This window comes from Telluribacter sp., assembly GCF_035998675.1.
Taxonomy (GTDB): Bacteria; Bacteroidota; Bacteroidia; order Cytophagales; family Spirosomataceae; genus Telluribacter.
In genome coordinates this window covers 249674-272270 of record NZ_DASYHI010000020.1, presented here as the reverse complement: position 1 = coordinate 272270, position 22597 = coordinate 249674, and the positions used below count along the sequence as shown (strand labels likewise).

Annotated in this window: 15 protein-coding genes; 6 read left to right on the top strand and 9 right to left on the bottom strand. The window is 47.6% G+C overall.

From position 1 onward, the window contains the following. The first annotated feature begins 2 nt into the window (after window positions 1-2). Window positions 3-788 (top strand): glucose 1-dehydrogenase, encoded by a 786-nt coding sequence (locus VGN67_RS15250; RefSeq protein ID WP_327487718.1) that lies wholly within the window; start codon window positions 3-5, stop codon window positions 786-788. A 58-nt stretch (window positions 789-846) separates the two neighbouring features. Here the strand turns inward: VGN67_RS15250 and VGN67_RS15245 are convergent, their stop codons facing one another. Further along, window positions 847-2175: a GntP family permease gene (locus tag VGN67_RS15245; RefSeq protein WP_327487717.1), complete on the bottom strand. Its 1329-nt coding sequence runs from the start codon at window positions 2173-2175 to the stop codon at window positions 847-849. 328 nt (window positions 2176-2503) lie between these two features. On the opposite strand from VGN67_RS15245, the gene VGN67_RS15240 reads away from it, so the two are divergent. After that, window positions 2504-3874, top strand: a complete 1371-nt coding sequence (locus VGN67_RS15240) for a Gfo/Idh/MocA family oxidoreductase (RefSeq protein ID WP_327487716.1) — start codon at window positions 2504-2506, stop codon at window positions 3872-3874. Between the two features lie 106 nt (window positions 3875-3980). Here the strand turns inward: VGN67_RS15240 and VGN67_RS15235 are convergent, their stop codons facing one another. Continuing rightward, window positions 3981-4190, bottom strand: coding sequence for a hypothetical protein (locus VGN67_RS15235; protein WP_327487715.1), 210 nt, complete (start codon window positions 4188-4190; stop codon window positions 3981-3983). A 133-nt stretch (window positions 4191-4323) separates the two neighbouring features. Continuing rightward, window positions 4324-5883, bottom strand: a complete 1560-nt coding sequence (locus VGN67_RS15230; protein WP_327487714.1) for an FAD-dependent oxidoreductase — start codon at window positions 5881-5883, stop codon at window positions 4324-4326. 360 nt (window positions 5884-6243) lie between these two features. Here VGN67_RS15230 and VGN67_RS15225 point away from each other — a divergent pair, with 360 nt between their 5' ends. Next, on the top strand, window positions 6244-9792 hold the full coding sequence (locus VGN67_RS15225) for a PAS domain S-box protein (RefSeq protein ID WP_327487713.1): 3549 nt from the start codon (window positions 6244-6246) through the stop codon (window positions 9790-9792). A gap of 34 nt (window positions 9793-9826) precedes the next feature. Here VGN67_RS15225 and VGN67_RS15220 read toward each other — a convergent pair whose 3' ends face one another. Genes VGN67_RS15220 through VGN67_RS15205 form a run of 4 tightly spaced genes read right to left on the bottom strand, consistent with a single transcriptional unit; the run spans window position 9827 to window position 13834 of the window. Further along, window positions 9827-10897 carry a dipeptidase gene (locus VGN67_RS15220; RefSeq protein ID WP_327487712.1) on the bottom strand — a complete coding sequence of 357 codons (1071 nt, stop codon included), beginning with the start codon at window positions 10895-10897 and terminating at the stop codon, window positions 9827-9829. 18 nt (window positions 10898-10915) lie between these two features. Then, window positions 10916-12022 carry a D-TA family PLP-dependent enzyme gene (locus tag VGN67_RS15215; protein WP_327487711.1) on the bottom strand — a complete coding sequence of 369 codons (1107 nt, stop codon included), beginning with the start codon at window positions 12020-12022 and terminating at the stop codon, window positions 10916-10918. A 13-nt stretch (window positions 12023-12035) separates the two neighbouring features. Beyond that, a complete protein-coding gene (locus VGN67_RS15210; RefSeq protein WP_327487710.1) occupies window positions 12036-12503 on the bottom strand; it encodes a RidA family protein in 468 nt (155 codons plus the stop codon). A gap of 26 nt (window positions 12504-12529) precedes the next feature. After that, window positions 12530-13834: a gluconate:H+ symporter gene (locus tag VGN67_RS15205; RefSeq protein WP_327487709.1), complete on the bottom strand. Its 1305-nt coding sequence runs from the start codon at window positions 13832-13834 to the stop codon at window positions 12530-12532. A 457-nt stretch (window positions 13835-14291) separates the two neighbouring features. Here VGN67_RS15205 and gyrA point away from each other — a divergent pair, with 457 nt between their 5' ends. From gyrA to VGN67_RS15190, 3 genes are all read left to right on the top strand, one after another. Beyond that, window positions 14292-16880, top strand: coding sequence for a DNA gyrase subunit A (gene gyrA, locus VGN67_RS15200; protein ID WP_327487708.1), 2589 nt, complete (start codon window positions 14292-14294; stop codon window positions 16878-16880). 146 nt (window positions 16881-17026) lie between these two features. Beyond that, entirely contained in the window at window positions 17027-18406 is a 1380-nt protein-coding gene (locus tag VGN67_RS15195) for a tetratricopeptide repeat protein (protein ID WP_327487707.1), read from the top strand. A gap of 198 nt (window positions 18407-18604) precedes the next feature. Further along, window positions 18605-20497, top strand: a complete 1893-nt coding sequence (locus VGN67_RS15190) for a gliding motility-associated C-terminal domain-containing protein (RefSeq protein WP_327487706.1) — start codon at window positions 18605-18607, stop codon at window positions 20495-20497. 473 nt (window positions 20498-20970) lie between these two features. On the opposite strand, the gene VGN67_RS15185 is transcribed toward VGN67_RS15190, so the two are convergent. Together VGN67_RS15185 and VGN67_RS15180 are read right to left on the bottom strand one after the other, a co-directional pair. Then, a complete protein-coding gene (locus VGN67_RS15185; RefSeq protein ID WP_327487705.1) occupies window positions 20971-21411 on the bottom strand; it encodes a helix-turn-helix transcriptional regulator in 441 nt (146 codons plus the stop codon). 319 nt (window positions 21412-21730) lie between these two features. Next, complete coding sequence (locus tag VGN67_RS15180) at window positions 21731-22546, bottom strand: 2,3,4,5-tetrahydropyridine-2,6-dicarboxylate N-succinyltransferase (RefSeq protein WP_327487704.1); 816 nt, start codon at window positions 22544-22546, stop codon at window positions 21731-21733. Window positions 22547-22597: the final 51 nt, after the last annotated feature.

Sequence of the window (22597 nt, the reverse complement as noted above, 5' to 3'; positions counted from 1 at the left end):
TCATGTCTTACGAATCTTTACCCGGAATTAAACTATTTGATTTAACAGGAAAAGCCGCCATTATTACCGGGGGCTCCAAGGGCTTAGGCCTGGCCATGGCGGCCGGACTGGCATCGGCGGGTGCCAATGTCATGCTCGTCAACCGGACTGCGGCCGATGGAGCCAGGGCCGCCGAAGAGCTTTCGGCTACCTACGGTGTCAAGGCTATTTCGTTCAGTGCCGATATCTGCAATCGCGAACAAACCGAAGCCATGGCGCAAAAGGCGCTGGACGAGTTTGGCCGGATTGACATTTTGATCAACAGTGCCGGCATAAACATCCGGGGGGCCATTGATGAAGTAACACCCGACGACTTTCAGAAGGTGATGGATGTTAACGTTAATGGTACCTGGTTGTGCTGCCGGGCGGTGACGTCCGCGATGAAGAAAAGTGGCTCCGGCAAAATTATCAACCTGGCCAGTACCCTGGGTCTGGTTGGGTTGGCTAATCGTACGCCCTATACCGCCAGCAAAGGAGCGGTGGTTCAGATGACCCGCGCCTTAGGTCTTGAACTGGCCCCTTTCAACATCAATGTCAACGCGATTTGTCCGGGCCCGTTCTTGACGGAGATGAATATTCCCATTGCCGATAGTGACGAGGCCAAGAATTTTATCGTGGGCGCTACGGCCCTGGCTCGCTGGGGAGAACTGAAAGAAATACAGGGAGCCGCGCTATTTCTGGCCAGTGGTGCCTCCAATTACATGGTGGGTTCTATGGTTACCGTTGATGGCGGCTGGACGGCCAAGTAGAAATCAGGCTGATGTCTTTGTTGGGGTGGCACGGTTTTGGACCGTGCCACCCCTGTTTTTATACAAACAACGCAAGAATATAAATAAAGATAAAAGCCGAACCGGCCAGAATCAGGGTTCCCAGACTATGCGACTGATTGCCCTGCTTAATGTTCATACCGGACAATTGCGTCATGGCCCAGAAAAAGCTGTCGTTGGCGTGGGATATGGCAATTGCTCCCGCCCCGATTGACAGTACCGTAAATACCCGCATCATTTCAGAGTCCAGTCCCAGGGTACCCAGCAACGGAGCAACGATAGAGGCGGTGGTAATTAAAGAAACGGTGGAGGAACCCTGGGCCGATTTGAGCGCCAGCGCCATCAGGAACGGCAGAAATAAACCCCAGGAAGCTCCGTCCAGATTGGAACTTACTAAATCCGCAATGCCCGAGTTCTGGAGCATTTTACCAAAAACTCCCCCGGCCCCCGTAATGAGGATAACCGGAGCGGCAATCAGAAGCGATTCACCCATCCAGCCGGAAGAGGAAAGGAGCTTGGCGTCAAATTTGGCCGGTAGAGTAAAAGACAAAAAGGCCCCCAAAAGCAGCGCAATAACCGGACTTCCCACAAATAGTAAAACGGAGGTAAACGGGTTCTCCCCAAAAGGTTGGGTAGGGTACTTGGCAATAGAGGCCAGAATAATCAGCAGCAACGGAATAATGATGGGTAAAAAGGATTTTCCCAGCGAAGGGTACTTCTTTACCACGGTGGTTTTTTCTACTTCGGCAAACTGCGGTTCCAGATCAATGCCACGTAGGGCATATTTGACGAAAAAGAAGCAGGGAATCAGAGCCAGTGAACTGACAATGATTCCCCAGAAGATAATCATGCCCAGGTCGGCTTCCAGAATACCCGCCGCCGCAATGGGGCCGGGGGTAGGAGGTACCAGCGAATGGCTGGCCGAAATACCAAGGGTAAGCGCCACGGTGGTAGCCGCAAAAGGTAATTTGCCTTTAAAAGACAATGACTTATTGATGGGGTTCATCATAATAAAGGCACTGTCACCAAATACGGGAATGGACAAGATGTAGCCCGTAACCATCATGGCCAGCATAACGGATTTTTCACCGATCAGGGCCAGAATTTTCTGGGCTATGACAAAGGCACCTCCGGTTTTTTCCAGGAAAGTACCTATGACTACTCCCAGCAAAATCAGGAGACCAATGCTACCAAGTACCCCCCCGAATCCTTCCGAAATGGATTTAAGAATTAGGTCGGTGGGCATACCCACCAGCAGGCCGTACACTATAGCCCCCACAAAAAGGGCCAGAAAAGGATGAATGTCAAATTTGATGATGGAAAGAATAATAAGGGCAAGGGCTAACAGGATAATCAGGAGAGTCAGCATGGTTGGTACAAGTTAGGAACAGGTTGATTTAGGGTTGAACAATTGATTAGCGGTGGCAGAAAAAAGTTTACTACATAGAAGATAACATTAGGTTGAAGACGTATACGGGTAAGGGCCGGGTACCTTTCCGGCTTTGGTATATAAAGACAGGAACCTGAACTCTATATTCATCCTTATTAAATTATTAAAGACTAAATATTCCTGAATTCAGTCGTTGGCGGTACTTCAGTACCTTTTTCTTTTATAAAATTGGAACTGGTTCAGGAGTAAGAGCGTAATTCGATTGGCTTTATACAGTTGATAGTAACAGCCTTTAACCATTATCCTTATGCACAACTTTAATATTAACAGACGTCAATTTATACAGGGCGCCACGGCATCACTGGCTTTATCCTCTTTTGGTGCCTACGGCCTCGACCTCGTTAACCCGGCCAATCCTTACCGGGTGGGCCTTATTGGTACGGGCTGGTACGGCAAGAGCGACCTCTTTCGTCTTATTCAGGTAGCACCCGTAGAAGTAGTAGCCCTGTGCGACGTAGACAAAAACCAGCTCGCCGGAGCCGCCAAACTGGTGAGCGAGCGCCAGAAGTCGGGCAAAACCCCGCGCCTGTACGGTGACTATCGCAAGATGTTGTCTGAAAACGAAATGGACATTGTACTCATAGGTACTCCTGACCACTGGCACGCCATGCAGATGATCGATGCGGTTAAGGCAGGTGCGCACGTGTACGTACAGAAGCCCATCAGTGTGGATGTCATGGAAGGAGAAGCCATGGTGGCTGCGGCCCGTAAATATAAGAAAGTAGTACAGGTAGGTACCCAGCGTAAGAGTACTCCGCACCTGATTGAAGCCAAAAAGAATATCGTAGACGCCGGACTATTGGGAAAAATATCCCACGTGGAAATGTGCTGCTACAACCACATGCGTAACAACGGCAATCCACCGGTACAGGAAGTACCTGCTTTTCTGGATTATGAAATGTGGACGGGCCCGGCGCCGCTGCGTCCTTACGACGGGCTGCCTCACCTGCGCTGGTGGCGCACCTTTGAAGAGTACGGCAATGGCATCATGGGTGATATGTGTATCCACATGTTTGACACCGTACGCTGGATGCTCGGCCTGGGCTGGCCCAAGCGCATTACTTCTACCGGAGGTATCTACGTGCAGAAGGGCGGCAAGTCCAATATACCCGATACCCAGATGGCTAACTTCGAATACGATGAGTTGAACTGCGTGTGGCAGCAACGTTCGTGGGGTACACCTGCCAATCCGGACTACCCCTGGTCGTTCACGCTTTACGGTGAGAAAGGTACCCTCTGGGGAAGTACCATGAAGTATGATTTTATTCCGGTGGCCAAGGATGGTCAAAAAATTCACAAGGACGTGATATACGAGCGGGAGAAGTACCCGGAGGATCTGAAGGAGGAGCGCATTGAGCTGAACGCCGCTCCGGCCACCCGTTTACACATGTTAGATTTTCTGTCGGCCATCGAAAAGAGCAGCCGACCCGTCGCTGACATTGAAGAAGGGCACATATCAACCGCAAGTTGTTTACTGGCTAACATCTCCATGAAAACCGGAAGGCCGGTGGTATACGACCCCAAAAAGCGGGAAATAGTAGGGGATCGGGAAGCTACTGCACTCTTGCAACGTCAATACCGTAAGCCATGGGTACACCCCAATCCAGCTAAAGTATAGTGTATTGTTAACCGGTAATAAAAAGCGGGGAGTACTTGAAAGTCAAGTACTCCCCGCTTTTTGAATTTAGAGTTGTAGTATAAAATTTATACTGCTACTCTTTTATTTAATCGTTTTTGTTCTCGTCGCGTCCCAGACTTTCCTTTACGTCCGACTCATCCTCGGTCCGTTGAAAATTTCTGGCGGTGGGATCTGCTCCCTGCATATCATCTTCATCCGGGTCCACGTTCCTGTGGTCAAAGCTCCGGGCTGTTTTGTCAAATCCCTCGTCGGGGTTATTCGCCTCCTTGTTATCAGGTTTTTTTTGGTCTTGCATATTTTTTTCGGTTAGTGATGTATTCTTTCCATAAAATTTCTTGGGTAAAGAATTAAAAAAACAGTTCCAGCGGCGGCTTACTAACCTAAAGTACCCTTAGGTACTGCTGCGGGTACCTTAGTCAACAAAGCCCTTACTCGCTTTCCTTAATTTCTTTCTTTTCCAGGTTATGAATGGCCGGTCCTTCTATTACCGTTCCGTCAATCATAAATCGGCTGCCGTGACAGGGACAGTCCCAGGTTTTTTCGGCATTATTCCAGTTGACAGTACATAACAGGTGAGGACATACCGCTGAGCAGGCATGTATTTTGTTCGCCTCGTCGCGGTAAACAGCCAGTTTCTCCCCGTTTACTTTAATGGTTTTGCCTTCCCCCGGTTCAATCTCCCCAAACTCAGCGACATCGGCTGTAAAGGGATTCCCTTTTACGTACTGAACCGCCACGTTGGCATTTTCTTTAATAAATTCCTTTACTGTCGACAAACCAGCAATGCGGGTTGGGTCAAAGGCTCCGACCCAGGTTTGGTCTTCCCTGCCCAGAATAAGGTTGGAAATATGAATACCGGCAACGGTACCGTAGGTTAGCCCGTCGGCATCGTAGCTGGTAGCCATGTAGGTACGTTTGGCCCCTACCGTTGGCAGCCCCGCTGCCCCAATGTTCGTTTTTCCGATATAAGGTACTCCGTCGCCGGAGTGGTAATGCTGAGCCGACCACTGGTACTCGACCGAGGCCACCTCAAAATTCCTCCGGGCGTATTCTTCCAGTTCTTTAAAATAGTGCTGGTATTCCTGTTGGCTGGCCTGACCGGTTTTGTGGTGATTGCCCACGACCATCAGGATGTCCAGGTCTTTGGAGTCGGAACTGTGGGTGGTGATGGTTTTGTGAAACCCATCGTTGTGCCAGAAGTAGGCGTCGGGGTACTCGCCCCTAAGCTTTACCGCAACCGCGTAGCTCCGGTAGGGCGCGGCAACCGTATGGACGGTATGCAGACCAATGGGCAGGTGCGTAGCTACCACTACCTGACTGGCTTTTACGCTGCCATTGGTGGTTTTAACCACACAGTAGTCTTCCTCTTCCTTGTAGTCATATACTGTAGTGTACTCAAATAGCTGCGCGCCTTTTTGGGTAATATTTTCGGCCAGAGCCAAAATATAACGCAACGGATGAAAGCGGGCCTGACCATCCATGCGGGCGGCCTTCTTTACCCCGAATTTTTGTAAAGGAGGTACTTCATCCACAAAGTCGACCGGGAGCCCGGCTTCCCGTAAGGCTTCCACTTCCTTCTCAATTTTGGAAACCATTTTATCCTGGTAGGTAAAGAAGTGCCAGGGCCTTCTTGAAAACCCGCAATCAATGTTTTTGCGGCTGACCTGTTGTTCTATAAAATCCAGGGCAGCGCCGCGGGCCTGGGCAACCGTCCTGATGGTCTGCGTGTCGCGGCTGTCTTTTACATTCTGATAGTAAGGACTTACGGGGACGTATAAATTTCCCGATGACCAGCCGGTGGTACCTCCACCAATCCGCCGGGCTTCCAGTATGGCTACCTTTTTACCGGCCTCGGTTAGCAGGAGCGCAGTGGTGATGCCCGTAATTCCGCCCCCGATAATGGCTACATCAACTTCAATTTCGCCTTCCAGCGAGGGATAATCGGTGCGGTTTTTGATTGTTGCTTCCCAAAAAGACTTTGTTTCCATAGTTAAGCTGGTGTAATGTGGATAATGTTTGAATAACCAGACCCAATGGATTAGGTTTTGGGAAATGGACTTTAGAGAAGGGTAGAACCTGGGAGTAAGGCTAAGAAAGGATGTGCGCTTTACTGGTAAAATTCTATTATTATTTGTCATTGTTAAACATTGGCACTAAATTGGAAGACTTCACACAATGGCCCCGATTCGGGTCCTTATTAAAAACACCGAAAGAGTTCAATCCTATTTTGTCGTCCACACCAGATTCCGGATCTTTTTACCCGCAGCGTGCTTAGCAATGGTGGGGTTGGCGGCAATTTTATTTTGTTTTGGTCAAAGCTCTTATTGTTATTATAACCTCTCACATTGGTGAATTTAAAAGAAGAGATTAGGAAAAATAGTGCTTATGTGATTCCGGAGTCCACTCAGGAACTGAATCATACTGCTACCCTGCAGCTGGCCAGGCAACTAAAAACTCTGACGGATGAATCGCTGGATGTTATTTGTCAGATAGATAAGCAGGGGCGATTTGTGTACGTAAGCGCGGCTTCCATTCAGGTTTGGGGGTACGCTCCCGATGAACTGCTGGGGAAAAAGTACATGGAAATGGTCCACCCCGACGACCATGCCATTACCCTCAAGGCGGCGGCCGAAATTATGCAGGGAGTTGATAAACGCTTTTTTGAAAACCGGTATATTCGGAAAGATGGCGGGGTTATTCCGGTCGTGTGGTCAGCGAGGTGGGAAGACGCGGACGAATCTATGTACTGTATTGCCCGTGATGCCACCGAACAAAAGCGAGCCGAACAGGCGCTTAAGGTTTCGGAAGAGCACTATAAGGTACTCTTTATGAGCAGCCCATTACCCATGTGGATTTACGAGGTAAAAACACTGCGGTTCCTGGAAGTAAATGAGGCCGCCATCAAACACTATGGCTATAGCCGGGAAGAATTCCTATCCATGACGCTTAAAGATATTCGACCGGCGGTTGATGTAGAGTTGTTACTCCACGATGTACAGAAGTTTGTTACCTCGGGCAATCAGGATTATAAATATATAGCGAGGCACATTAAGAAGAACGGGGAGCTTATTTTTGTTGAAATAAAGGCAAATATTCTGGATGGGAATGATCCCCAATCCATTTTGGTGGTTTCTACCGATATTACAGACAAAATTGAAGCCGAAAATGACCTTATTCGTTCCAAGGAAGAAATACAGAATATCCTGGAAAGTATCAGGGATGGTTTCTTTGCCCTGGACAATCATTGGATGGTTACTTACTGGAACCACGAAGCCGAACGGTTATTTAAAATAAGTAAGGCGGAGGCCATTGGGAATAATCTTTGGAGTATACTGGGTCGTAACAAGCTATACCGGACTTTTTCCAGATTTGAAAAAGCATTCCTGAAAAAGGAAACCATTCAATTTGTTGATTTTTACAAACCTTCCCAAAAGTGGCTGGAACTACGGGCCTATACCTCTGAGCGGGGTTTGTCAGTTTATGTAAGAGATATTACCGAAAAGCGTCGGCGGGAAAAGCTACAGCAACTTTCCAGGAAAGTACTTGAACGCAATGCCGTTCCTGACAGCCGTTTGGAAGAGGTAGTGGCTTACTACCTAAAGGAGATTGAAAAACTCCATGAGGGAATGTTTTGTTCAGTGCTGAAACTCATTGATAACCGGTTGTACAACCTGGCTTCTCCTCAGTTGCCCGAATCTTATACAAAGGCTATCAATGGGGTAGCCATTGGTCCGATGGTAGGTTCCTGTGGTACCGCGGCTTATTGGAAAGAGAAAGTGGTGGTATCGGATATCGCCAATGACCCGCATTGGGAGGGGTTCCGTGAACTGGCCCTGCCGTTGGGCCTGGCTGCCTGCTGGTCCATTCCCATTATTGGTTCTAACAATGTGGTAATAGGTACCTTCGCCATTTATCATCAAGAATGTAAAAGCCCGAGTCCGGAAGAGGAGAATACCATTGAAATTGCCAAGAACCTGCTCCTGATTGTACTCGAAAACAAACTGGCGGAACAGGAGATTAGGAAAATCAACGAAAGGTACCACCTGGTAGGGAAAGCCACTAACGATATTATCTGGGACTGGGATATCCTGAAAGATAAAGTATACCGAAACGAAGAAAGGTACCTGGCTATGCTGGGGTACAGGGTAGAGGACATAGCCACTACCCATAATTTTTGGGTTAATAACCTCCACCCAGACGATGCCGAATGGGCCATCCAGACCCAGAAGGAAACCCTCGCCAATCCGGAAAAGGAATACTGGGAGTGTGAATACCGATTCAGGAAAATAGATGGTACCTATGTCCACCTGTTCGACCGGGGTTACATCGTCAGGAACGGGGATGGCGTTGCCGTCCGGATGATTGGGGCGACGCAGAATATCACCGCCCGGAAAAAACACGAGGAAGAATTGCAACTATTGTCGCTGGTAGCTAAAGAAACCGTTAACGCGGTGGTAATAACAAATGCCCAGGGAAGAATAGAATGGGTGAATGATGGCTTTACCAAAATAACCGGCTATGAGCTGAAAGAGGTAGTGGGTAGGAAACCCGGGAAGGTTTTACAAGGACCCGAAACGGATAAACAAACTGTTGACTACCTGCGGGACATGATTGCCCAAAAGGAACCTTTTGAATGTGAAATTGTAAACTATAACAAAAGTGGCAAACCCTACTGGATGCATATTCAGGGGCAACCGGTCCGGGATGACAAGGGGGAAGTATCCCGGTTTTTTGCCATTGAGACCGATATTACCAAACAAAAACAGGAAGAGCACCAACTTAAACTTCTGGAATCAGTAATTACCCATGCCAAAGATGGAGTGGTAATTTTTGAGGTAGACGTTACAGTTCCCAACAATCCAAATGTCATTTTTGTCAATGACGCCATGACCCAAATGACCGGGTATGTCGCCGGGGAATTATACGGGAACAACATCCGAATGTTACACGGTACCAATACCGATCCCGAAAAGTTAAGGAGCCTGAGTCAGGCCATGGCCCGCTATGAAGTATGCAGTTCCGAAATTATAAACTATAAAAAAAGCGGGGAGGAGTTCTGGTGTGAATTTACTATGATTCCGGTGGCCGATGGGAAAGGGATTTACCGACACTGGATTTCAATTCAGCGGGATAGTACCAAACGTAAAAAACTGGAAGAGGAAAGGGAAGTTTTTATAAGGGACCTTACCCTTCAGAATTCGGACCTGAAGCAGTTCTCTTATATAACCTCGCACAACCTGAGAGCTCCCGTAACCAATTTGATGGGCCTTGTATGTCTGCTGAAAGACACCACTATTACTGATCCCTACATAAAAGAACTTTTTGATGATTTTAAGGAATCAACCAGGCAATTAAATGAGGTGATTACCGACCTGGTGAACATTTTAATTATTAAAAACGGGGTTAAGGTACAGGTGGAGGAAGTTGATATTAGTCAGCTTTTCAACGAAGTACTGGCCTCGGCCGGAGAAGCGGTGTACGCCAGTAACGCCCGGATTTACAGTGATTTTACGGCTGGTTCCAGCGTTACATTTAATCCGGGTTACATGCAGAGCGTACTCCTGAATTTGCTTACCAATGCCATAAAGTACCGCTCACCCACCCGACAACTCCAGATACAGGTAAGTACCAAAAGTGAAAATGGTACCTTCAGCTTAGAGTTCTCGGATAATGGTTTAGGGATTGACCTGAAAAGGTACGGGGACCGTGTCTTCGGATTATACCAACGCTTTCATAATCATCCGGACAGTAAGGGCATGGGACTGTACCTCATTCATTCGCAGATAAGAGCCATGGGAGCCGAATTAACGGTTAGTAGTGAAGAAGATAAGGGTACTACTTTCACCATTATTTTCTCGGAAGAAAACAACGTTAGAAAAGGTACTGCTGGTAGATAAGGGTAAGATATTACGCCCGGAAACGTGTTAATGACTATTTCCAGGCGTTTTCCAGAAACCGAACCCAATTGTGCCACATAATACCTTCTATATTTTGTTGGGTATAACCCCGTTTATGGAGCAAGTCGGTCAGGGTCTGCAGATCCGCAATGGAATCCAGGTCGGCTGGTGCCTGTTCCTTGCCAAAAGCTCCGTCCAGGTCTGAGCCAATACCAACGTGCCGGGTGTTACCCGCCAGCTGGCAGATGTGGTCCAGGTGGTCCAGGACGTGCTCAATCGTTAAGCCCACTTCCTGGGGCTTGGTTTTGCCACGCTCCCATCCGGGTATCATCATCCAGGCGTCGAAAGCCATGCCAATTACGGCCCCCCGGCTGATGAGCTCCTTAATCATTTCGTCGGAAAACTGCCGATTATGGGGGGTAATCTTTCGGGTCAGGTTGTGACTGGCCCAAACGGAACCACCAAAAATATCCATGGCATCCCAGAAAGCCGAATCGCACAAGTGCGTGGCATCCAGAATAATATTGAGCTTCTCCATTTCCCGTAGCAGTTCCTGCCCCTTCCGGTTCAGCTTTTGGTCGGCGTCGGTACCGTGGGCATACACGCCCGGTCCGTAGTGAGCCGGACCTACCGCCCGTAATCCGTAGGCGTACGCCTGGTGCAGATGGTCAAGGGAAAGCAGGGAGTCCGCCCCCTCCAGGCTCAGGATATAGCCAATGGGTAACTTGTCGGTGGACACCGCTCCCTGCCACAGGGCCAGGTGGGTTTGCAGTCCTTCCCAATCTCTGATTTGGACCATTTCGCCCTGGTACTCCATGGCCTGGTACCAGGCCACTTGTCCCTGGGTCATTCCCCAGGCCTGCGCCTGCGAATGCCAGCCCGGCAACGGATTGTCAGGAGCCACGTAGCGCGCAATTTGAGTAGCCACGCAGAGACCAATGTTGCCCCGCCGCATTTCGGGAAAGCTGACCACGCCCTTGCCCCGGTCGGGTTTGTCGGTCAGGTGTTTCTCCCGGTCACGGATAGTACTTAGTTCCTGGGTCAGGTCCCGGTTCCATTCCAGGGCATTCATGGAAAGGTCCAGGTGGGCGTCGAATAGTAGCATATGAGTTTTCTTAGGGTATTAAAAAGTAAGGGTACGGTTGCGGGCCACCACCCTCCATTTATCCACTACTTCTCCATTCTCAATAATAAAGGCACTGTCATGCAAGGCTACGGTGGGGCATATATGGTAAGGTATCGCGTACAAGACCTGACCTACCTGTATGTTGTCCCAATTGGAAACCTGTACCACCCCGTGCTCTTCGCTTTGGCTCATAACCTGGTACCCTTCCAGATTCAGAAAGCGAAAACGGAGGTCAATGGGGTTTTCGGCGGCTACGGCTTTGTGTCCCAGGTCGGTGGTTATAATACCCGGAGCCGGTTTTGAAATTACCCGCGTTAACAGGACGGCCGCATGGCTAAAGGGTTGGTCCTGGAAGCGGTCGCCGTAGCCCCAGTCCCACAATAAGCAGGTACCCGGGCTGCAGTAAATCCCCTCCCGCTGGGCGTGAACCGTAAAGGTAGGGGAGCCCCCCGCAATGATCATGGGCTCTGGCTGGCCCAGGTTCCGGATATGCTCCCTCAGTTCATACACCTTTTCAAAGGCGGCATCACTGGCCTTTGTTCTTTCTGCGAAGTCTTCGTTCCGGATATGCCCGTCGTACACGTGAAGGCCTTGCAGACGGAGGTTAGGTAACTTACTTAGGGTTTGGTAAAGGGGCAGCAACTGCCCGTTGATGGGGTGACCCGACCGGTCCATGCCGTTATTTACATCAATAAATACCCCAAGCGTACTTCCGGTCTCTCCGCAACGGTTATTGAGATAGTGAGCCGTGGCGTCGTTGTCAACCAGAGAGCCAAACTGTACCTGGGGATAGTGCTTCGCCAGGGCCAGGTAGCGGTCAACCTTGGGACCAACCAACTGGTAGGCCAGCAAAACCCAGGGGGCACCGGCCTCGGCCAGCATTTCGGCTTCGGCAATCGTAGCACATTTAAATTTATTGATTCCGGCCGCCAGCTGCATCTGCACAACCTCTTTCATCTTGTGGGTCTTCACGTGCGGTACCAGGCGGTCGGCCTGGCCGTTGACGAAGTTCTGCATGGTCTGGATATTATCCGCCACCCGCTCCTTATAAACCAGCAGCGAAGGAGAATCAACGGAATCGGGAGAATGGAGTTGATACCACATTTTTTAAATTGGTTTAATCAGTCAGTTCAAACAAGGCCTCAATTTCAACCGGGATGTTGTCGGGCAACGAACCCATGCCCACGGCACTACGTACCCCAATTCCGTTTTCTTCCCCCCAAATGGCCGCGAACAATTCACTGCAACCATTGATGATGTAGGGGTGACGCTCAAAGTCGGAGGTACAGTTCACCATGCCCAGTATCTTGATAACCCGCTTGACCCGGTTAAGACTTCCCAAGTTAGCTTTTATGGTAGAAAGAATCGTTAAACCTACCTGACGGGCCGCCAGCTTTCCTTCTTCTGCGTCCAGGTCGGCACCAATCCTTCCTATAATCAGGCTGCCGTCTTCCTGTACGGTACCGTGGCCCGACACATACAGCCAGCGATTATCCACGATGAGGCAGGGTTTGTATACCCCTTTGGGGGCCGGTGCGGGCGGAAGTACTAAATCCAGTTTTGAAAATTGTTGTTCGGCTGACATATTGGTAATGAGCTTATTAACTATAATTATATAAAGATGTTAAGTACCAGAACACCGATAAGTCCGACAATGGACACGATGGTTTCCATGATGGACCAGGTGAGTATGGTTTCTTTAATGGTAAGATTGAAGTACTCTTTGAAAAGCCAGAATCCGCCATCATTGAGGTGCGAAAACATGAGGCTACCCGCCCCAATGGATAAGACCATCAGCTCGGGCGGAGCCGCTTGCTGAACCAGCATTGGGGCCAGGATACCCACGGTAGTAAGTCCGGCGACGGTGGCCGACCCTACACACACCCGGATAATGGCCGCAATACTCCAACCCAGTACCAGGGGAGAAACCGCCATGCCTTTTAGGCCTTCGGCGATGTACTGATTCACCCCGCTCGCGGTCATTACTTCCTTAAAAACGCCCGCGCCGGCTATGATGAGCAGAATTACTGACACTCCCTTAAAAGCTTCCTCGAATGATTTGGTAAGTACCGGCATGCGCATACCACGGCGAATACCCAGAAAATAGGCGGCAAACAGTACCGAGGCAAGCATACCCATGTAGGGTTCAGCCAGTAAGGCAATACCACTGCTATTGGGAAAAAGCCCCTTTACGCCTGACATACTGGTCAGCAGGAACACCGGCAGGAGGGCCGTCAGCGCACTAATACCCAGGCCGGGTAGTTCGGTGCGGGGGCGGGGTGTTACGTTGAAAAGGTCCGGGTCGGGCTGGGGGTGAAAGCGTTTTAGGGTGCGACCAAAGATAGGTCCCGCAATGGCAATGGCCGGCAGCGATACTATAATTCCATAGAGTAAAGTACGGCCCAGGTCAGCGTTGACCTGGGTAGCAATGGCCGAGGGGGACGGATGCGGAGGCAGGTACCCGTGCGCCACCGACAGGGCCGCCAGCATGGGAATGCCCACGTACAACACCGGCAGGTTGGCCGACGAAGAAATCATGAAAATAAGCGGAATGACAATCACAAAACCCGCATTATAAAAAAGGGGGATTCCAATGATAAAGCCAGCCAGCGCCAGTCCCCACTGAATATGCTTTCGTCCAAAGATACCAATCAGCGCGTCGGTGATTCGCTGGGCGGCTCCGCTGTCAGCAACTATCTTGCCCAGCATGGCTCCAAAACCCACTATCAGTACCAGGTCCCCGAGGGTATTCCCGATTCCTTTTTGAACAGCTACTCCCAGCGCGGGAACGCCCATACCACTGGCCAGTCCGAGGCCTAGGGAAACTAATAAAAATGAAATAAATGTGTCGAGTTTGACCCAGGCGATTAGAAGTACCAAACAGAGAATGGCCAGGAAAGTAAGTACTAAAGGCATAAACAGAGGATAGGATTTTTTGGATTGACCTCCTAAATAAGTGAATCCATCCCGAAATTTAATTATTCGGGCCAAAAGAAGATAAAATGGATTGCCATTTTACGAAAAAACAAGGATAAGCCGGAAACCGAAAAAAATCTTCAAAAGCGGATAGTCAGGTTTTGGAAAATAGCCTGATTTAGTACTTGGCTAGTATCGCTATGTTTTTTCAAGTACTTCATTTACAATATGTAAAGCTACCTAAAATGGTTTGTCCATTGTATAGAAATAATCCTTGGTGCGGGAATAGTTGTTGAGATAATTATGTTGTGTAAGAGCGTAGGGTAATAGTTTGTTTTAACCAGTAAAAATCACGAAATTTGGTTGTTTGTACACTAAAATATTGTACAAAATAGATAGGCCATTGTATAATACTCATCTCAATCACCTTACAATTTCGATTTAGTTACAATTTTTTATGGCAGAATCTTCAAGTGAAAACATCATCCCTATTAATATAGAGGATGAAATGCGGGGAGCCTACATTGACTATTCAATGTCGGTTATTATTTCCCGCGCCCTGCCCGATGTTCGCGACGGACTGAAACCGGTACACCGGCGGGTACTTTTTGGAATGTCGGAATTAGGAGTTAATTACAACAAGTCGTACAAAAAATCAGCACGTATAGTAGGGGAGGTGTTGGGTAAGTACCACCCGCACGGCGATTCTTCCGTATATGACACCATGGTCCGTATGGCCCAGGACTGGTCGCTCCGCTACCCTCTGGTTGACGGTCAGGGAAACTTCGGTTCGGTAGACGGCGATTCGCCGGCAGCCATGCGTTACACCGAGGCCCGTCTTAAGCGTATTGCCGACGAACTATTGAATGATATTAATAAAGATACCGTTGACTTCCAGCCCAACTTTGATGATTCGCTAAAGGAGCCATCGGTACTACCCGCCAAATTCCCCAATCTTTTAGTCAATGGTTCGTCGGGTATTGCGGTAGGTATGGCTACCAACATGGCCCCGCACAATCTTTCGGAGGTAGTTGATGGAGTATTGGCTTACATTGGTAACAATGATATTACCATTCCGGAACTGATGGAGCATATCAAGGCACCGGATTTTCCAACGGGTGGTACTATTTACGGCTACCAGGGTGTGCGCTCTGCTTTTGAAACAGGACGTGGCCGGGTTATCGTTCGGTCCAAAGCGTACTTTGACGTTTCCAAAACCGGGCGGGAGCAGATCATCGTTACGGAAATTCCGTACATGACCAACAAAGCGGCCATGATTGAAAAGATAGCCGGTTTGATAAATGAGAAAAAACTGGAAGGTATTTCCGATATCCGCGATGAGTCGGATCGGGACGGGATGCGGATTGTATTTGATCTGAAAAAGGATGCCATTCCCAATATAGTCCTTAACCACCTGTATAAGTACACGCCCATGCAGTCATCCTTCGGGGTGAACAACGTGGCACTGGTAAAGGGACGCCCCATGATCCTGAATCTTAAGGATCTGATTAAGCATTATGTAGAGCACCGGCTGGATGTAGTGACACGTCGTACCGAGTACGAACTGCGCGAAGCCGAAAAGCGGGCCCACATCCTGCAGGGTCTGCTGATCGCACTGGATAACCTCGATGCAGTAATTATTCTGATTCGCAGCGCCCGTGATCCGGAAACAGCCAAAAGTGGATTGATCGAACAGTTTGGTTTGTCCGAAATTCAGGCCAAGGCAATTCTGGAACTTCGTCTACAGCGTTTGACCGGCCTTGAGCGGGATAAAATTGTTAAAGAGTTTGAAGAGATCATGGCCCTTATCACCGACCTGCGTGATATCCTGGCCAATGAATTTCGTAAGTTCGACATTATTAAAGCGGAGTTGGCCGAAGTACGTGAGCGCTATGGTGACGCCCGCCGGACCCAAATTGAGTACGCGGCTGAGGAGTTCAGCGACGAAGATATGATCGCGGATGAGGAAATGCTCATTACCATTTCCCAGCAGGGGTATATCAAGCGGACACCGCTGAGCGAATACCGTACCCAAAGCCGGGGCGGGGTAGGAGCCCGGGGTGCCAAAACCAAGGAGGAAGACTTTACGGAACACCTTTTCTCGGCGACCATGCTCAACTACCTGCTCATCTTTACGGAGTTTGGTAAGCTGTACTGGCTCAAGGTATACGAAATACCCGAAGGAGGTAAGAACGCCAAGGGACGTCCAATCCAGAACCTGATCAGCATTGAGTCGGGCGATAGCATTCGCTCGGTTATCAATGTCCGGACGCTCAGCGACGACGATTACATTAATAACAATTACATCATAATGTGTACCGAACAGGGTACCATCAAGAAAACCTTGCTGGAAGCTTACTCTCGTCCGCGGCAGAATGGCATCATTGCCATTTCTATTAATGATGGAGATCGCCTCCTGAATGTAGCCCTCACCAACGGAAGCAACGACATCGTTATCGCGTCCAGCGCGGGTCGGGCCGTTCGCTTTAATGAGAAGGGGGTGCGCCCAATGGGTCGTACGGCAGCCGGGGTTAGGGGTATTAATCTGGAATCGGAGGACGGCTTCAATAAGGTAGTGGGCATGGTATGTATCAGTCGGGAGGATGCCCAGCTACTGGTAGTTTCAAAGAATGGTTTCGGAAAACGTTCACCTATTGAAGACTACCGTATAACCAATAGGGGGGGGAAAGGAGTTTATACTCTGAACGCTACCGAAAAGGTAGGTAAGCTGGTAGCGATTAAAGAAGTTACCGAGCAGGACGACCTCATGATTATTACCCGTAACGGAATTGCCATCCGGATGGATATTGCGGATATCCGTCAGGCCGGACGTAACACGCAGGGTGTGAAACTGATACGGCTGAGTGGTGCCGATGAAATATCTTCGGTGACCCGCATCCTTAAAGAAGAAGCAATAGAGGAGGGCATTGTACCAACTGACGATACCGCCACTACTGAGACCTTGATGAACTCATCCACTGATAACGGAGTTGCCGGTACAGACGATACCCTGGCGGACGGTGCGGCGGATGATGCCACGGAATAGTTTTTTAGACAATAAATAGTACAAAAACTCGTAATAGTTACCATTAATCACAACCAACCTGATCATTTATGAAAAAACTATTTTTTGTTTCTGCGTTTAGCCTTTTTTGTATTACTGCGTTTGCGCAGGATGCAATAAATCAGGCTATGTTGGACCAAGCTCGCAAAGACAAGGAGAAGAGTGATAAAAGTATTGAAGACGCAAAAAGCAGCGCCAAAGCCGCCACCTGGATGGACCGCGCCAAAACCTACGAAAACATTGCGTTGCAATTTACTCAGCTCGACTCAAACGCCGCTCAGACCGCTTACGAAGCCTACAAGAAGGTAGTAGAACTGGACGTTACAAAAAAAGGTGAAGCTGGCCGTAGTGCCAAGGAAGCCCAGAAAATTCTGGCGGCAGAAGAAGGTACAAACTTGTACAATGCTTTTGTAAAACAGGGTGCTGAGATGTACCAGAATAAAAACATGAACGGTGCGCTGAAAATGTTTCAGACGGCACAGGAGATAAATCCCAAGGATACTTTATCAGCGCTGTACGGTGGAATCGCCGCCCAGCAGATTGATAAAAAGGAGGAAGCTGCTGCCCAGTTTGAGAAGTACGTAGCCAACGGTGGTAAAGATCCCAGTGTATTTTACGGTCTGGCTCAATTATACCGTACTAACAACAATACTGATAAAGCAATCAGTACGCTTAACAAAGGCCTGGAGCGTTCACCGGACAACAAGGATCTGAAAGCGGAAATTGTGAATATTTTGCTGGCATCAGGTAAGGAAGACGAGGCTATCAACCAGTTAAAAGAGTTGGTTGCTAAAGAGCCTAATAATGTGCAGAATCTGGTGAACCTGGCTATCCTTTATGATAACAGCAACATAAAGCTGACCAACCAGATTCGGGAAGCCGAAGAAAAGCTTGGAGCAACCACAAGTAAGGGAGCGGGTCTCCAGAAACAACTGGAAGACGAGAAAGGCAAAATGGAAGTCTTTGACAGTGAAATTAAAAGACTGTCTGCCCGTATTAAGGCGCAACCCAAAAATGCTGATCTCAAACGTCAGTTAGATCAGGTAACGCAGTCGCGGAATGAGGCCAAGCAGGCCATTGCAAAACTGGAAACGGACGTTAAATCGGCCTCGGATGCATCCGCTAACGTAGACAAATCCAAGCTGGAAACTGACCTGACTGACATGAAAGCAAAACAGAAGTCCTTGAGGGACATGGCGACAAGTGCTTACGTTAAAGCCCTGGAGGTAGATCCTTCCAACTACGATGCGTTGTTTAACCTGGGTGTTTTTTACTTCAACGAAGCCGTTGAAATGAAAAGAGAGGTAGATAACATGAACATGCAGGAATACCAGCAGCGTGGAAAGGCCGTTGAAAGTAAGGTGTGTGGCCAATTCAAAAAGGCTCAGCCGTACTTCCAGAAAGCCGTTCAAGTCAATGCTGAAAGCGAAGCAAAGGATACGCTGGAAACACTTAATAACATTCTTGCTCAGTTTGAAGGCAAGCAGGTACAGTGTGTAACAGAATAAAGTAAGAATAAGGCACTTACAAGAGTAGGTGCCTTATTTATTAGAATAGGTACTTAACATAATATAAATTATAAAACTAAAATATATCTTCCATCCGTCGCTTAGAAATCCGGATGTGGCTGCTTTACCTTAGGTTGATAGTTAGGGAAAGAATAGTTATATTGGATTGTATATAAAATAAATGTAAGACTAGACGGTATGGGAAGAAAACTTTTACAATTATTTTGCTTACAGGTATTTATTCTACTCACTATCTCTACTTCAGGTTGGGCTCGTCATATTGTAGGTGGAGAATTAGCCTTTAAGCCAACCGAGACCACCAACCGCTACGAAGTAACCATGATTCAGTACTGGGACGAAAATACCCTGACCAATATGAATCGTGACCAGACGGCCGAGGTACTTATCTACCGGAAGCGCGATAACCGACTCATGGATCGCACGCTGATTTCCTTTTTGTCGTCCCGTAGTATCACCTACCAAAACCGCGCCTGTGCGGCTTTCCGCTCTCTCCGAACTTTAGAAGGTACCTATCAGGGCTACGTTACACTGAATTCGGCCAGTTATAATGACCCCGACGGATATTATCTGATTTGGGAGCGCTGCTGCCGTAACGATGATATTAATAACATTCAGGACCCCGGTTCCAATGGAATGACCTTTTACCTGGAAATTCCTCCCCTTACACTTTTGAACGCTTCGCCTCGCTTCCAAAGTCCTAATGGTACTTATATCTGCATTGATCAGCCATTTGAACTAAATATGGGCGCTACCGATCGAGATGGTGATGAACTGCGCTATAGCCTGGTAGTACCTTTGCGGGGTAATACCTCCCGGAATTTTCCCATTGGTGACGACCGACCCAAGCAAGGCTATCCTTCGGTGGCATGGGCCGCCGGGGTTTCTTTAGGCAATGTAATTCCGGGTAATCCCTCCTTAAAGATTAACCAGGCAACGGGTGAGCTTTCGGTAAAAGCCCAATCCCTGGGTCTGTACGTATTTGCCATTCAGTGCGAGGAATTCCGCAACGGAAAGAAGATCGGCGCAGTACGGCGCGATTTTCAGCTGTTGGTGATAGAATGCAGCGAGGTAGCTCCCCCCGAATCTACTGTTACCTATAACAACGCACCGGCTTTTAAGGTAGAGTTTTGTCCGGAAAAGCCTATCCAATTAGCTACCAGTGAGTCCAGTGACTGGGCCTACCAGTGGCAGTTAAACGGGCAGAATATTAACGGAGCAACCACGGCCAGGATTACGGTGCGGGACACTGGGAGCTATACCGTGGTAAAAAGTTTTAGAACTATCTGCTCTCGCGATTCTACCTCTCAGGCAGTAAAGGTGAGCTTCGGCACCCCTCCCCTGGCTGTGATAAGTACTCCCGCGGATATTTTCTGTGTGGGGCAAAACGTAGAATTAACAGCCAACGATGGAAACCGTACGCCTGGTTATTTGTATGGTTGGAAAAAAGGAAACAGCCCAATTGGAGACAATAGTCCCCGCTATACTGCCAGTACTGCCGGTACCTACTTTCTGAATGTAACAATTGAGACTAATGGATGCCAGGCCAAAGATAGCCTAACGGTAAAGGAAGAATCAATTCTGGCTACCCTGCCCGACCGCCTGAGTATGCAGTTTGGCAACACCATTCCGTTGGAACCTGCTCTGGAATCTTCGAGTATGGATCTGACTTTTCTCTGGACGCCAGGTACCGGACTAAGCAGTACCACCGAACGGGCGCCATTTACGTCACCCTCCGAAACCACAACCTATACGTTATATGTAACAACTGCCTTAGGTTGCAAAGCCGAAGCCAGGGTGCAGGTCATTGTATTTGATAAGCTCTATATTCCCGATGCCTTCAGTCCCAACGGGGATGGAGTAAATGACCAATTCGAAATCCGAAACGCCAGATTACAAGTGGAAGAAGTCCAGATTTTTAATCGTTGGGGAGAAATAGTTTATTATTCCAAAGAGTACTCTTCGCCCTGGGATGGATACTACAAAGGCAAAGTAGTTGCTCCCGGAGGATATACCTACATTATTAAGACTCCCTTTCATACTTACAAAGGCCAGATTCAGGTACTATTCTAATGAAGGAAAGGCTACTTTATCACGCAGTTATTCCTTTCAAAACATTAGATGTGATTGTATTATCTTAATATTGAATCTCCTTTTTTAAGTTAATATTTTGCAACTTATCCCCTTTTCACACTCTACATTCTGACTTTTGTTAATTACTTAATTATTAGGCAGTTATAAATCCACGTGGAACATCAAATTGTTAATATGTTTATTACCAGGCTATTAAAGGTGCTTGGTTAGAAAGATTCAGTCATTGTATTTTATATTTATTATTTTAATTTAGTCTAAATAAATTATATTATCTTCACAATAGATAAGAATTTGTAGTGTAGACCAGCACTTTTCTTTGTAACTTTTTTAAGCATAGATAGCCATGACTAGACCTAAAAAAACGGCAGCATCCACTTGGATCAGCTACCGCCTTTTTAGGTCATCTTAACCCATAGTATCAACTTCCTACTTCAATAAAAATTTAAAGTTACCTAGCGGCCAGGCGTGTATTCACGGAATGTTCCGTCTGAATAAAAAATTAGGATTCGCTCTATGTTTTTAGGAGCTTCTTCTCTTGATTCTTCCTTCGCCAGATTTGTCTGTACGTCTCTTCCTCCGGCTCCATGATCTCTGTTCAATTCTAAAGCCGAATGAGAACTCCTATTCTGACGATTTTTCAAGGTATAATTGTCAGATTCATAACGGCTTATTTCACGTTTTGGAGGCAGATTTTCTTCTTCTTCCAGAATCCAATCCATACCCAGGTCGGGGTACCTTTTTACAATTTTCTGAATAATATCCAGACTTGGCCGATTTCGCCCCGCTAAAATGTGAGAAATACTGGATCGCTGTACTCCAATCTCGTCTGCGAAGTGAGAAGGCGATACATTTTTGTCAACTAGTATTTGCTTTATTTTATCGTTTAAATCCATAGAATAACAAAAGTAAATGGCTATACACAAATGTAAAGTTTATGTTTTTAAATAACAAAAATAAACAGTACAATTGTTAATCATCGAAGTGCACAAATGTAAATTTAACTATTGACATTTTGAAATTATGGGGTACAAGTCTTATTTACGGATGTAAATTAAATAATAACCAGCAGTTTATCATTTATACTTCTGCCTTGAAAGATTGATGGACTACCTGAACAAAAAAAGTGCTGCTTAAAGAGCAGCACTTTAAATAGACACAGGATTTATTACAATGCTAAAGTAGAGTTACCTGAATTCTTAGCAATTACTAAGATTAAACAGCAACACTATTTTCTCTTAGCGCATCATTCAAGGAGGTCTTGAGGTCAGTACTTGGCTTCCGTTTGCCTATGATTAAAGCGCAGGGTACCTGAAACATTCCGGCCGCAAAAGCCTTGGGTAGCATACCAGGTATCACTACTGAATCAGCCGGTACCTGACCTTTATATTCTACGGGTTCTGACCCGGTAACGTCAATAATTTTTGAGCTTCCGGTTATGGTAACCCCTGCTCCCAGGACCGCCCTGGCCCCGATATGTGCGCCCTCTACCACGATACATCGTGAACCAATAAAGGCACCATCTTCAATTATTACCGGAGAGGCCTGGACGGGCTCTAAAACACCGCCTATGCCTACTCCCCCACTAAGGTGAACATTCTTCCCAATCTGTGCGCAGCTGCCGACAGTGGCCCAGGTATCAACCATAGTGCCTTCGTCTACGTATGCACCTATATTAACATAGGAAGGCATAAGAATAACTCCCTTTGCGATATAGGCTCCATAACGGGCTACGGCGGGCGGTACTACGCGAACTCCCAAGGCCTCGTAACCTGACTTTAGCTTCATCTTATCATGAAATTCAAAGATGCCCACCTCACTCACTTCCATTTTTTGAATAGGAAAATAGAGGATAATGGCTTTTTTGACCCATTCATTCACAATCCACTCTCCATTTTGTGATGGTTCTGCCACTCTTAAGCGTCCTTTATCTACTTCTTCAATGATAGATTTAATGGCTTCAATAGTTGCCTTGTCTTTTAATAATTCTCTGTTTGACCAGCAATCTTCAATAATAGACTTTAACTGCATGTTTAAGTAAAAATTTAATTTAACGTATTTAAGTTATTGAATATGAGAACA

Bases quoted from the DNA above. Each gene is read 5' to 3' on its own strand.
- VGN67_RS15250 (WP_327487718.1), top strand. From the start codon at position 3: ATGTCTTACGAATCTTTACCCGGAATTAAACTATTTGATTTAACAGGA.
- VGN67_RS15245 (WP_327487717.1), bottom strand. From the start codon at position 2,175: ATGCTGACTCTCCTGATTATCCTGTTAGCCCTTGCCCTTATTATTCTT.
- VGN67_RS15240 (WP_327487716.1), top strand. From the start codon at position 2,504: ATGCACAACTTTAATATTAACAGACGTCAATTTATACAGGGCGCCACG.
- VGN67_RS15235 (WP_327487715.1), bottom strand. From the start codon at position 4,190: ATGCAAGACCAAAAAAAACCTGATAACAAGGAGGCGAATAACCCCGAC.
- VGN67_RS15230 (WP_327487714.1), bottom strand. From the start codon at position 5,883: ATGGAAACAAAGTCTTTTTGGGAAGCAACAATCAAAAACCGCACCGAT.
- VGN67_RS15220 (WP_327487712.1), bottom strand. From the start codon at position 10,897: ATGCTACTATTCGACGCCCACCTGGACCTTTCCATGAATGCCCTGGAA.
- VGN67_RS15215 (WP_327487711.1), bottom strand. From the start codon at position 12,022: ATGTGGTATCAACTCCATTCTCCCGATTCCGTTGATTCTCCTTCGCTG.
- VGN67_RS15210 (WP_327487710.1), bottom strand. From the start codon at position 12,503: ATGTCAGCCGAACAACAATTTTCAAAACTGGATTTAGTACTTCCGCCC.
- VGN67_RS15205 (WP_327487709.1), bottom strand. From the start codon at position 13,834: ATGCCTTTAGTACTTACTTTCCTGGCCATTCTCTGTTTGGTACTTCTA.
- gyrA (WP_327487708.1), top strand. From the start codon at position 14,292: ATGGCAGAATCTTCAAGTGAAAACATCATCCCTATTAATATAGAGGAT.
- VGN67_RS15195 (WP_327487707.1), top strand. From the start codon at position 17,027: ATGTTGGACCAAGCTCGCAAAGACAAGGAGAAGAGTGATAAAAGTATT.
- VGN67_RS15190 (WP_327487706.1), top strand. From the start codon at position 18,605: ATGGGAAGAAAACTTTTACAATTATTTTGCTTACAGGTATTTATTCTA.
- VGN67_RS15185 (WP_327487705.1), bottom strand. From the start codon at position 21,411: ATGGATTTAAACGATAAAATAAAGCAAATACTAGTTGACAAAAATGTA.
- VGN67_RS15180 (WP_327487704.1), bottom strand. From the start codon at position 22,546: ATGCAGTTAAAGTCTATTATTGAAGATTGCTGGTCAAACAGAGAATTA.